Here is a 12,212-nt window from a genome sequence, read left to right on the forward strand (position 1 = left end):
CCAGAGGTGGGACATGGGACACAAATCTGAAAGTTGTAGCTAGGAAAACACCGCGGCGCGCAATGCCCGTGCCTTACAAAAGGCCCAGGAAGGACCCAAAACCCCTGGGGGGGCGCTATCTGGCTGAGCTGATCGCCTCAGCAATCGCCTGGTGCAGCGCTGAGGGTAATAATGCGTTGGCCATGGTGTTTGCTCTGTCCATATAGCCTAGCGTTGGTTTAACCGGAAGTGCATCACCAAACCGAATGAGCAATTTTGGTGCAGGTTGCTTAATCTTGTCTCTGCGCGTGCCGTTCGGAGAACGTTTTGCACGTTTCTTACCTTTTTTGGTTTTGGGCTTTTTTCTCTGCCACACGGCATTCACGCCACCAACGTCACCAATAAATACGTTTGGCTTTGCTTTGAGCTGAGAGAGCTTATTACGCGGCAGGTTGCCGTATTTATTAAGCTTTATGTCTTTCGGGTTAAGCAAAGCACTACCATTGAGTTTGTGCTCTCCGCCGAACTCGAAGGGTTCAAGGTAGCCAGCAGCGATATCACGAACAAACACCTTTGCACGAAGGTTATTTTTCCTGGCACCAACTGCCCCTACCGATTTAACTGTAAAAGGTGTTGGATTATCCAGATGCCGCTCAAATGCTGTTTTTTGGGCTGCCTCTATCTGACGAACCACCTTAGTCATCGCCTGTGCGGTCGCAAACGGTATCTGCTTCTGCAGCTGTCTTAACTTACTGGAAAGATCTTTAAGCGTTGCCATATCATGGACCACCTGTTTACCGTAATTAAGCTCGGCTTGCTCATAAAGATGACAATAAAAAACCGCCCGAAGGCGGCGAATTCAAACTTTCTTTTTGGAAGGTGTAGGAAGCGATTGTGCAATTTCAGCAGCTAATAACAAAGCCTTTTGAAAACTTTCATCCCCACCAAAGTTTGCAGCATACTTGACCTGCCCAATGAGGTGATTCCAGTTATCTTCAGGCGTTCCATTAACCCAGATTGAAATATGCTCATGGGCCTCAGTGATTACAGCTTCAAGTTCAGGCTTGATAGTCTCAATAGTGCTCCCTTGCTGAACTCTACAAGCAACCTGCCTTACTTTGGTGACGTACCCACTCACCAGCCCCTGCGATTTGTCCATACTGCATCTCCTTACTTTGGGGTTGGAGATTTTAACATCATAAAAGTTATGTCGCATCATACTGTTAATTACCAAAACCATTATCAAGCCCACCAGCAGGTGAGCTTTGAAATGGCTACTCATTCGTCGAGTTGCAGTACGCCGTGCTCTTCTGAACCAGAATAGGCGACCAGACCAGTGTATTCCGGGATAACCTCGCCATCATCGGCTTCAAATGCCGGAATTGTTGCGTGGGTGATCGTATACGCCTCCTGGCCTTCTGATTCTGCAAACTCAGCGAGCGATTTAATTTGTTCAGCGGTAAGCACTATTTGAGTCATTTTTTATCCTTAGTCGAGATAGTAGTCATCATTTAGACGGCGACGGTTCGCGCTGCTGGCGTTGTGCGGGCAGGCGTTAGAATTGTGACCGGTTGCACCGCAGTAGCTACAGCGCAGACTCACCCGGCGAGCGTTGCCACTCCATGTATGCGGGCAATTTTCGCGGGTATGTAGACCCGATCCGCAAAATGTACACCGCGTGTAACTCATTGCCCGGCTCCCAATGGTTGCTGACGCTGTTGCTCAATATCACGGATTCCCGCGAAGTTATTGTTGCCCTTCTCGATGACGGCCAGCAGCGGCTTAATCCACAAAACAGCCTGGCAGTACGTCATTGAGCTGGCGGCAGCGGAACGATCATCGGCTTCGTCAGGTCTGTTGGTATCGGTGTGCATGGCGCTGGCACGTAAACGGTGCGCGTATTCGAGCAGCCCACCAGCAATGTCAGCAGGAACAGGCAGATCACAGGTTTTTTCACGGCGGAGAATCTCCCGGTATTCGATTACGGTTTCTTCGGTGCTGGTGTCGATCAGGGAGTTAAGCCTGTTGGCATGTTCTGCAACCTGATTGAATCGATTGAAGTTGAATGCCTGGGTGGCGATCACCTGCCCCTGCATAGAGTTGTCACTTCGCAGAACGTCGTTATCGCTCTGTAGGCTACTGGCGTCGGAGCAACTCTTAACGAGAGCGACGGTAAGGCCAGCAATAACGACAACGCCGATAAGACCCGGATTAATTTTCATTGGTCCAGCCCCCAGCACGCCAGCGCGCTTTCCTGGTCTCGTCGCTCAACCTGACCATAGCAGCCATTCTTCTGGCCTTTGGTTAGTCGACAATCACGACCACCGTCTTTAATCCACCAGCGGATAGCGTCACATGCGCCTTTACGGTCACCTGCATTGATGCGCTGGTAGAACGTGGAGGGGAAGCATTTACCTGGCCCAATGTTGTACGGGCAAAATGAGGCAATCCCGGCTTTCTGCGGCTCAGTCAGCGGAACATGAATGTTTTTATCAACCCAGGATAACGCCGCATCGCGTTCTTTCGCATTGACCTGATCGCATTTTGCTTGTGTCAGCTTCATACCCTGCCGAACGGGTCTGCCATCCACCAGCGTGGCGCCGCGACAAATTGTCCAGATTCCGGAACCATCACGGTAAGAAGTCAGGCTATTTCCCTCTTTCTCATTCAGGAACTGATCCAGAATGGTAGGAGCAGATGCGCCAGCAAGTACAAGGCCCAACACAGCGGCGCTGAGTTTTGTTTTCGAGGCCATGGTTAATCATCCTGCGGTGGCGATACGAGTTTTCCGGCAGAAAGCGCTTTCTCGTAGGCTTTCGTCCAGCGGCGTTTGAAATACAGATTGGTGAAGTACGTGGCGGCACCAATGAGGATCCCGCTTATCAGCGCAATAAAATTCCAGTCCAGACCGTGAAACCAGTCATAGGCCCGCGCAAGGCCTGTACAAATCAGGCCGCCTGACGTGCAGTACGTGGCCGCCGAGAAGATTTTATCAGGCATGATTCTATGCATTCCACACCTCCGGTCTCGGGGTGTTATTGAGGTAATAAAAAAGGCCGCTTACGCGACCTCACGTTTATTCCCCTGCCAACGCCCGTATTTCCTCCGTCGTCTGGTTAAACCTGTCTTCTTCGAGCTCAACGCCAATAGCCTGGCGCCCAAGTTCCAGCGCGACTTTCACGGTCGAACCGGACCCCATAAAGAAATCAGCCACCACATCACCAGGCTTACTGCTGGCATTGATGATCTGCCGCAACATGTCAGCGGGTTTTTCGCATGGGTGTTTACCTGGGTAAAACTGAACGGGTTTATGTGTCCAGACGTCGGTATAAGGAACGGATACGGAAACAGAGAAATGCCGCCGAAGCGATTTATACTCTTCGAGCAGCTCTGAATACTTGCGATTTAACGAATGCCACATAGCCACCAGCTGGTGGTGTGGTGTTGCCAGTTCGCCGTTCTGGTGCTTTTCGATGGCTACCTGCGTGAAAAGGGACTGAAGTTTCCGGTAGTCTGATTCATTCGGTAATTGCCACTGGCTACCGCTGAACCAGTGAGACACCATGTTCTTCTTTCCAGTCGCATCGGCTATTTGTTTTGAGGATATGCCAAGCGCTTCACGTGCATCCCGAAAATAAGAAATTAGGGGAGTCATTACATGCTGCTTCAGCTCGCTTCCCTTCTCCGCATAACCGTCGCTCTTTGGTTTATACGGCCCCTGGTAATGCTCAGCGAAGAGGATGCGCTCTGTTGCAGGGAAGTAAGAGCGCAGACTCTCTTTATTACAGCCATTCCAGCGGCCCGACGGTTTAGCCCAGATGATGTGGTTCAGGACGTTGAACCGCTCACGCATCATGATCTCAATGTCTGCCGCCAGGCGGTGACCGGAGAAAAGATAAAGACTGCCGGCAGGTTTTAGCACTCGCCAGAATTGTGCGAGGCACATATCAAGCCACCGAAGATAATCCTCATCCCCTTTCCATTGATTGTCCCAGCCGTTGGGTTTCACTTTGAAGTACGGCGGATCCGTGACTATCAGGTCAATGGAGTTATCAGGGAGAGTTGCGATGTATTGCAGGCTATCAGCGTTGACTAACTCAACACTGTTTATAATTACAGTATTTTTCATAGATCAGTAAGCGTAACTCTGATAGGCTCACTATGCTTTTGCGCTAAAGCGGTGGGCCTTGGTTAGCTTGTGACCTGAAAGCATGAGCTGATGGCTGGTGGGTGCTCCAACATCCACCAGCCGCCCATTTTCACAGCAGAAAGCCTCCGGATCTGGAGGCGCTCAATTATCCGAATGGAAAATCCGACATCCCGAGAAGACCGGGAGATAGCCATAAAAAAACCCGCTCAGTGGCGGGTTTATATACTTTTGGCAACATATCAAATTAGCTTCAAATATCGCTTATTTTGTTGCATTTTGCAAGCCTGATTGAAGACGTTAGTGAATTTACTTCACATTTCCACCACTTTCACTTCTTCATACTCTTCATACCGCACCAGGCTTTCACGTAACGCCAGGCTGTCCATTTCCACGAAAGCTGCTTTAAATGCTGCCCAGTGAGCAGCGTATACTCTGAGCCAGGTTGAACGCTCCACGCTAACCATGCGGGCCAGTGCCGCCCCCGCATATTCCTGGTACGTATCGTTATTGCGTGATGCCGCAACTTCCTGGGCCGCGAGCCAGACAAGCCCCACTAATTTTTTTGTGACTCTGTCCTGGAGCTTCTTACTCCCCTGCTGATGCTGAAACTGTGCCCAAACGTACTGGCACATTAATGTCTGGTACCGGAAAGACAGATCATATCCATAGCAATACCGGACCCACGCCTGCAGATGCTCTCCAAGGCCATTTACCGAGCGGCGCCATGCAGAACTCGCAAACTCGGCATCCTTCATAGGGGGTAACGGGCGTCGACGGCTCCTTGTCTCAAGAACATAAAGCGGAGTGGCTAGTGTTTTTACTACCTTCGATCCACAACCTACCCCACCCTCCATGACGATTTCTGGATGGTGCCGGGGATACTTATTTTTATCTGCTGGTGGATGCTCACTGAACGCCTGCAGCTGTCCCTTCGTCGATCCTGAGAAATCGGTCAGCGCGCGGCGCAATTCAATACGGGTATATTCGAGTTCTTGTAAATTCATAATGCTCAGCGCTCCATACAATTACGCTTTCGTTATTACGCCGATCGCCAGCGCACGATTCATAAACCGGAACAGCAGCTCCAGCTGAGTACCGTGTTTTTTCTCGAACGCTGCAACATCAGCATGTAATTTGTCGTGACACTCTCTGCACAGAGGGATCACAAACAAATCGTGGGCTTTAGTGGCGGTACCGCCCATGCCGTGACCAATGACATGGTGTGGATCATCCGCTGGCCGCCGGCAACCTTCACACGGCTGGGTTTTAACCCATTGGGTGTAGTCCTCATTCACCCACCGGCGCTGTTTCGGACGTAACATGAATGATTCAGGGGATTCTGGATCTGCATGCAGAGCCAGAACCTTTGGTTGGTCATAAACCACTTCCTGATTTGCTCCATGCTTTAATTTCGCAGCCGTGACCGCTGGGGTGACCTTCTTCAGCAAAATGCTTTTTGCCGGGGGCATCGGCACAATGTCACTTTCTCGATATACGGATAAAAACGGCTCATCCGGTAATCGAAGCGCAAGCTGGGCCATCCTTTCCGTGATTGCATCAGCAATGCCTGAGTAAACGGCCCACCAGCACAATTCACCGAGTGATAGTTCACGCTCGTTGTTGTAGCCAAGCGAAGACAGGATGGAACTGATCAGCCAATTAATGAGATTACGCCTGGCCAGTTCTGCCAGCGCCGCGGTGGTTTGCTCGCGCAGCTGGTTATCGCAATGCCAACAGAGCAACATTGATCCGGGGGGATGTCGCATCGTTACCAGCTCATGATGGTGATAATCAGTGTGCGGGTACTGGCATTCCTTTACGTTACGCTCTAACCAGGATTCCAACGCGGTCAAACCGCCTGCTGCACGGATTACTCTCTCGTCGGTGAAGAAATCCTCGAGGGACTTATCTTCTGCCAGCGGCTGCCTGGCATCAGGGACGAGGCCCGACGGAAGCCCAGCCATGCTTTTTGGCTGAGGCTCCACCAGCACACGCCCCTGTTGAAACAGAGACATCAGTTCGCTGCCCGGCTTTAACACCACCAGCCCAAGGCGCGGAACAGTCTCGGCTGTAAACAGTCCTCTCACGCGGCATGCCCCTTAGCGATGTGTGCCGTCCACAGGCCGCCGATCCACTCTATGCCTTTGGGTGTAAAACGTGCCTGGCTAAAGGCGTAGTTTGTTTCGCTCGTGGTGCCAGTTTTCACTTCAAACCGCCCGGCAGCAATGTGCTGGTGCCGCGGTGTCAGCACTCCACTGAGCCGGTACAAAATGCCGCTCTCAATGAGGAACAAGCGGAAATCGGTCTCTTTGGCCTGCAACAGCTTTGCCACCTGGCGGAAAGACATTGAGCCTTTAGCAGTACAATACCGATCGACAAACTCAACTTTCGGCGCGGCAGCGGCTAACTGCTGGGCCAGTTGTTCTTTCTGCTCGGCCAGATCCGCGGCGAGACGTAATGCCTCCGGCAATGTTTGCGGGACACTTACGGCCTGACTGTTCTCCAGCTCTTGCCAGCGATCGACAACAGCGGCGGTAAATTCTGGCGACAGCCTGGCGACGATCACCAGAGAATCACGTTTGTTGAACCAATACTCCTCGTAGGTTTGCCCGTTTTGCGGGTGTGTGTAGGGGGTGTGCGCCAACGGCGCGGTTAAAATACCAGCAGATGCAAGGCGCTCAGCTGAGCGCTTCACATCACCATGTTTGCTCTGCACCAGCCTGGCAATTTCACGGCTGGACATTGTCACAACACCCTTTGCGGTTAACTGATTCATGCTATTTCTCCATATCAGGCGGCTGCACCCGCCTTTTGATTTGCACATAATTCAGGAAGATTTGCTTCTACCAGCGCACGAGCGAACGGCGGCGGTACTGCGTTACCGCAGCGCGCTACCTGCTTGTCTTTGGCGTAACGATTGCCGCGATAGTCCTGATCGATAACGTAGCCGTCAGGGAAGCCCTGCGCCTTATAAAGCTCATGCGGTTGCAGCATGCGCATTCCGATATCGACGATCTGGTACTTAACCCCCTCGATCGTCACCAGCCATTCATCCTCGCTATCACCGCAGTAGGTTTCGAGGAATGTCCGGACCTCGCCAACGTGCTGGCCACCAGCGGTAATCGTCGGCATAGGTGTATCCATGGTCTGACCGTCGCGGCAGGTTCCGCGCAGCTTCACCAGGTGCGACGCAACTACCGCGTGATGATCAACAGTAGTGACTGAGTGGGCAGGCTCATCCATACCAACACCCGGCCCCGTGTAATTCCCACCATAGTGCTTCGCCAGGAACGCGCTCACCGTTGCAAACTTATTACCACCAGCAGTGACCGTGCCGAGCGGGTTATTCAGTTGAAGAACACGTGGTTCTTGCCCTGGGCGTTCGCCGTACCCCATCTGGATCAGTGTTGGAGTTACCAACTGCGACTTACCGCCACCACCTGCAGTAATCGTCGCGCTCGGTTCGTCAGCCCTGTGCCCAACACTGGCGCCAAACTGGCGGGCGATGACCGGCGCAACCAGACACGCGCGGGACTGCTTGAGGATTGTATGAGCGGGTTTATCCAGCGGGCGCGGCTTTGCCTGGTACTCACTGCCGCCATTGCCAGCCAGGAACGGTGTCAGGGCGGCCTCAACTACGCCAAGCGCATGCCCATTCCCGCCCGGACGTGCCGACGTACCAGCGGTGACAGTTGGAACCGGCTCGGTCACTGGCTGCCCGGTGGCCCCGGTGCGGAATTTAGTCAGGTGCGGTACCGCCAGCGCATAGCCGTGGGTTTTCGTGATGGTCTGTAAAGGAGCCTCAAGCTCCTGCCCACGGAAACAATCATATTTGCCGTGTGAGGTGGTGTGGTTGCACTTAACGATAAACGGCGAAGCATTCTCGATAACGAAACGCTGGATGCCGCGTGCGATACGTTTGAGCGTATTTTCCGCCAGCGGCTTTTTGCGGTCGAAGATGGACCTGGCCGGGATATTCCAGTCAATGCACTCCGCCGCGGTACGCCATGGCGCCAGCTTGCCGCTTTGTACTTCCAGTGATTTTGGATCCCCATGAGTCGCTTCAGGCCAATGAATCTTGCGGCCGTCACAGCGCATGACCATGAAGAAACGCTTTCTGATCGTCGGCGCGCCGTAGTCACAAGCGCGCAGCTCACGATAATCGACCTCATAGCCAAGCCCGGCGATCAACTGTTGCGCCTGCTGGCCGTGCGGCTCAATGGCAAGAAATTCGCAAACCTCAGCCAGTGCTGGGTGATTCGCCGCGATACCAGTCGACAGCATGCCGACAAATGCCTCGAATGTTTCACCAGCACGCTCAGGATCCGGGCGTAATTCTTCATCCAGCAGCGGGCCCCATGTCTTAAATTCTTCGACGTTCTCCAGCATCATGACTCGGGGACGTACTGCCAGCGCCCAGCGCAGGACAATCCACGCCAGCCCGCGAATCTCTTTCTTAACTGGCTTAGCGCCCTTCGCTTTGGAAAAGTGGCGGCAGTCAGGGCTAAACCAGGCCAGGCCGACAGGTTTACCGCTGGTGGCTGCGCTTGGGTCAACGTCAAACACCGACTCGCAATAATGCAGCGTGTCAGGGTGATTCGTCTTATGCATCGCAATAGCGTTTTCGTCGTGGTTGATAGCGATATCCACGCTACGCCCGATCGCCAGTTCAATGCCGGTACTCGCGCCGCCGCCACCAGCAAAGTTATCAACGATAATTTCACGCATTGACGGCCCCCTGCATGCTGTTGAAGAGACCACCAGCGGTCGTGATAATTTCACTCGTCGGCATACGTTCGAGCCACAGCTGGTTGATATTGGCTTTCAGCTTGTTCTGTTGTGAAACAGGTAGAGCGTCAGCCCCTTCAATCTGGTTAAACACCAATCCAACCTCAAGAGGCCAAACGCGCGATTCGTTTAACGCCTTGTCCTTTGATTCCTGCGTATCACGGACATGGGCGCGGATCCCCCGAATATTTGACCATTTGGCTTTATCCAGGCTTTCCATGGTCGCGATGAATTCACTGTGGTTGATGCCGTATTCTTTCGAAGATTCAACGGCAACCGTGCGAAGTCGCTCAGACATGTCTTGTTTCACGTCATCGCTATCAAAGGGCAATGTTTCCAGCCATGCATTAACACCCACCAAGATGCTCTCGCTGATCAGCTTTTTCGCTCTGTCGATCGTCAGCGGTGAAACATTGGTAAATTCAGGGTTTTCCAAAGAGTCGGCAGCCCAGGTATGACCAAACTTTGACTCGCTGAAGGTGTACTCATCTTTCTCGCCGAACGCCGCGACAACACAGGCCCAAGCCTCAACACCACTGGTTTCCAGAATGGCTTTTTGGGTTAATGGCAGTTCTGCCTCTGATTTATCCGGCACTACCTCAGCATCAAGCTCCGGCGCCGCATCAGTTTGCGTTCTTCCCACTGCAAACTGGGCCAGCAACATCGAAGCACGGCCTTTGGCCTCCAGGTCGGTACGGTTGATGTAACTGAAACGCTCACCCCGCCATGTTTTGTCGAAGACCACGATAGCGCCAGCAAAAAATGCGCTGGTGGGCTGCTGCTTTTCGTCTTTCGGCACGAACCATGTAGGAAGATCGAAACCAATTCGGCCACGGATGAATGTGACGTGATCTGCCTCTTCCGGCCACCACGTTTCACTCGTCGCAGACTTAATGAGAAAAACGTACCGACCACCCTTTTCTCGCATTGCCATAGCGTGGTTAATGATGTGGGTCATTCCGGTGACGGCCTGCTTGTCGTTGTACTGAGAGCGGCTGTAAGGCGGGTTGCCAAACCCGGCACCGCCGAGTTCTGCCAGACGCTCTGACCAATCCTGTGTCAGGGCATTATCTTCAGCCGTGTACCATGCTGGGCACTTCGCGTTGCTGTCGTCGGCAAAAAGGTCCAATACCAGAGGGCCGAACATCGCATTGATACCCCAGAACAACAGATCCGGAGTGCGCCATTGATCGCCGACCTCTTTCAACTCGTGGGTTGGTTTAGAGCGCAGTTGAGCCAGCGCGCGGCAATATTTGTTATCAGCATTCATGCTCATCATTTCGCTCCCCTGAAGCCAGCTGGAATGGCTTTATCTGGTCCACCAAATTTCATCGGATCATGCTTACGAATTGAGCCCCAGTACTGTCGTTCTGGACGTCCTGCTGCGTTCCACTTATTTGCGGATTGCAGGTAACCTGGGAATTTTGACGGCAGAAACAGCGTTGTTGGGCGCAGATATTCGGCCATTTTCAGATCCTCGCCCCACTTCTCGACGCTGTAATCCACCACCAACAGCAGCTCATCGGGCGTAAACCCGTCAGCCAGGCGAGCCCGGATGTTTTCCAAGGATGATTTGCAGACCTGATACCGTGATCCGGTGGTCTTGTTCAGATGTGATAAAACCTGCTTCGCCTGATCGGTGATAACCACCACAGGGTCGGGTTGCGCAGCAACCGGACAAGAATGTTTTTTATCTGATGGATCAGTAGTTGTATTTACTGACGGATCCCCCCCAGATTCTGACGGGTGAAAACCGCCTTTTTCATCGTTTTTTGATGCCTCAGATTTTGACGCGTCGGTTTTTGAGGCATCAGATTTTGACGCGTCAGAATCTGACAGGTGAGAAAAGGCAGCAGCCTGTAATTTCGGAACATTGAGCTGGTAAACGTTCGATGCATTGCGGTTGCCTTTACGGCGCTGCTGGCGGGTTAACCACCCGTCTTTTTCCAGTTGTGATATGGCTGTGCGAACCGTGCTCTCACCGGCACCAATCTGGCGCGCGATGGTAGCGATGGAAGGCCAGCTTACCCCCTCATCACTGCTGAAGTCTGCCAAACGCGCCATGATGGCAACGCTGGACAGCTTCATGCCAGAAGCGGCACAAGCGTCCCAAACGTAACCTGTTAATTTAGTGCTCATGGTCGTCCTTTAACTCGGTAAACTTGCGCTTGAATTGTTGGAGCGGGCTGAAACATTCGTGGTTGTAACCATCCCGGAGGTAGATAACTCGTTGAGTCTCAGGCTCCCACCTGATAACCCGAACGGGGATCCCTCTGTGGTCTTTGAACCTTCGGTTAACTTCGCGCATAAGCGTTTCGCCTTCCTGTAGTAAACCCCCACAATTGCGACCGCCCGACTGTGGTTACATGGCACCCAGCGGTTTGCTATTCTGCGTTCATACCGAAACAACGGAGCGCCCGGTACCGGGATCATCCTGAGTTGCGGCAAACGGTTAAAAGCCGTTAAACTGGTCATGCGGATTACTTCTCCATACAAGATTTGTCTGCCACGACGCCCGGAGCTGCACACTCGCGGGCGTCACTCTTTTCCGGCGCACAAAACACACGGAAAAGCAGCGTCAAATGTTCCTGCCACTTAGCCATCACCTGATAGCTGTTCTCTTCAATCTGGGCGCGTTCTTGAGCATCAATAACGCCGTCAGCGGTAGCTTTACGAACGTATTGCGAATGCTTGCCGATCCACTCCACGGACTCCATAAGACGCTGGTTGATGTCACCGTTCTCTATTTCTTCAACGTCAGCCAATGGCACGAAAACACCGTTCGAATGACGTGCTATAGCGTTCGCTATGTGGTTTGAACCACCGGCACGTTGAAGCACCATCGCCCAACCGAGCGGGAAGATCTGATCGCCATCGGTACGCAGCCGGTTAAACAGCGCGTTCTCGGTCACACCCAACCACTCAGCAGCTTCTGAATATCCGCCAGGCAGCTCGGTGATCGTTTTTTTGATTGCGGCCACCAGCCAGGCTGGCTGCTTATCAACTTTCCATTCCGGTTCGTTACCCACGGCTTTCCCCTTTTTCCTGTGGTACCGATGCTGCCCCAGTTTCTGTAGCCTGCGTATAACGGTGCGGGTACAAGATTTGGAGCTCATCAATTTGGCCCGAATAAAACTTCACAAGCCTTTCAGCTACATCGAGTGATGCGATTTGTTGACCCCTTTCAATTCGGCTTAGGTTGGCTGGATCAATGTCCACCACGTTTGCCACATGAGAGAGAGTTAAACCTTGCGATTTTCGCAAATTTCTTAACGGTGATTGCATAATGCCCCCT

At 52.7% G+C, this 12,212-nt stretch carries 16 protein-coding genes; all 16 read right to left on the reverse strand.

The window, feature by feature from the left end; translation table 11 throughout:
- Positions 1-115: 115 nt before the first annotated feature.
- Positions 116-757, reverse strand: a complete 642-nt coding sequence (locus BFV67_RS14960; RefSeq protein WP_069598584.1) for a hypothetical protein — start codon at positions 755-757, stop codon at positions 116-118.
- An 81-nt stretch (positions 758-838) separates the two neighbouring features.
- Entirely contained in the window at positions 839-1,138 is a 300-nt protein-coding gene (locus tag BFV67_RS14965) for a hypothetical protein (RefSeq protein WP_157888823.1), read from the reverse strand.
- 119 nt (positions 1,139-1,257) lie between these two features.
- Positions 1,258-1,458: a hypothetical protein gene (locus BFV67_RS14970; protein WP_069598586.1), complete on the reverse strand. Its 201-nt coding sequence runs from the start codon at positions 1,456-1,458 to the stop codon at positions 1,258-1,260.
- Between the two features lie 206 nt (positions 1,459-1,664).
- The gene (locus BFV67_RS14975) at positions 1,665-2,201 is read right to left on the reverse strand and encodes a hypothetical protein (RefSeq protein WP_069598587.1); all 537 of its coding nucleotides are present in this window, start codon (positions 2,199-2,201) and stop codon (positions 1,665-1,667) included.
- Complete coding sequence (locus BFV67_RS14980) at positions 2,198-2,734, reverse strand: lysozyme (RefSeq protein ID WP_069598588.1); 537 nt, start codon at positions 2,732-2,734, stop codon at positions 2,198-2,200. Before BFV67_RS14980 ends, BFV67_RS14975 begins: the two co-directional genes overlap by 4 nt.
- 2 nt (positions 2,735-2,736) lie before the next feature.
- The gene (locus BFV67_RS14985; protein ID WP_229222358.1) at positions 2,737-2,979 is read right to left on the reverse strand and encodes a phage holin; all 243 of its coding nucleotides are present in this window, start codon (positions 2,977-2,979) and stop codon (positions 2,737-2,739) included.
- Between the two features lie 76 nt (positions 2,980-3,055).
- Positions 3,056-4,108 carry a DNA methyltransferase gene (locus tag BFV67_RS14990; RefSeq protein ID WP_069598590.1) on the reverse strand — a complete coding sequence of 351 codons (1,053 nt, stop codon included), beginning with the start codon at positions 4,106-4,108 and terminating at the stop codon, positions 3,056-3,058.
- 332 nt (positions 4,109-4,440) lie between these two features.
- Positions 4,441-5,133: a bacteriophage antitermination protein Q gene (locus tag BFV67_RS14995; RefSeq protein ID WP_069598591.1), complete on the reverse strand. Its 693-nt coding sequence runs from the start codon at positions 5,131-5,133 to the stop codon at positions 4,441-4,443.
- A 21-nt stretch (positions 5,134-5,154) separates the two neighbouring features.
- Positions 5,155-6,216 (reverse strand): DUF968 domain-containing protein, encoded by a 1,062-nt coding sequence (locus BFV67_RS15000; protein ID WP_069598592.1) that lies wholly within the window; start codon positions 6,214-6,216, stop codon positions 5,155-5,157.
- Complete coding sequence (locus tag BFV67_RS15005; protein WP_016247390.1) at positions 6,213-6,905, reverse strand: phage regulatory protein/antirepressor Ant; 693 nt, start codon at positions 6,903-6,905, stop codon at positions 6,213-6,215. The genes BFV67_RS15000 and BFV67_RS15005 overlap by 4 nt, the downstream gene beginning before the upstream one ends.
- Before the next feature lie 14 nt (positions 6,906-6,919).
- Positions 6,920-8,857: a DNA cytosine methyltransferase gene (locus BFV67_RS15010; protein ID WP_069598593.1), complete on the reverse strand. Its 1,938-nt coding sequence runs from the start codon at positions 8,855-8,857 to the stop codon at positions 6,920-6,922.
- Positions 8,850-10,196 (reverse strand): phage N-6-adenine-methyltransferase, encoded by a 1,347-nt coding sequence (locus tag BFV67_RS15015; protein WP_069598594.1) that lies wholly within the window; start codon positions 10,194-10,196, stop codon positions 8,850-8,852. The genes BFV67_RS15010 and BFV67_RS15015 overlap by 8 nt, the downstream gene beginning before the upstream one ends.
- On the reverse strand, positions 10,193-11,056 hold the full coding sequence (locus tag BFV67_RS15020) for a conserved phage C-terminal domain-containing protein (protein WP_069598595.1): 864 nt from the start codon (positions 11,054-11,056) through the stop codon (positions 10,193-10,195). The genes BFV67_RS15015 and BFV67_RS15020 overlap by 4 nt, the downstream gene beginning before the upstream one ends.
- A complete protein-coding gene (locus BFV67_RS15025) occupies positions 11,046-11,225 on the reverse strand; it encodes a DUF4222 domain-containing protein (protein WP_069598596.1) in 180 nt (59 codons plus the stop codon). Before BFV67_RS15025 ends, BFV67_RS15020 begins: the two co-directional genes overlap by 11 nt.
- 172 nt (positions 11,226-11,397) lie before the next feature.
- On the reverse strand, positions 11,398-11,946 hold the full coding sequence (locus tag BFV67_RS15030) for a YmfL family putative regulatory protein (protein ID WP_047352162.1): 549 nt from the start codon (positions 11,944-11,946) through the stop codon (positions 11,398-11,400).
- A complete protein-coding gene (locus BFV67_RS15035) occupies positions 11,939-12,202 on the reverse strand; it encodes a helix-turn-helix domain-containing protein (protein ID WP_032623260.1) in 264 nt (87 codons plus the stop codon). The genes BFV67_RS15030 and BFV67_RS15035 overlap by 8 nt, the downstream gene beginning before the upstream one ends.
- Positions 12,203-12,212: the final 10 nt, after the last annotated feature.

It is taken from the genome of Enterobacter roggenkampii, assembly GCF_001729805.1.
Lineage (GTDB): Bacteria > Pseudomonadota > Gammaproteobacteria > Enterobacterales > Enterobacteriaceae > Enterobacter > Enterobacter roggenkampii.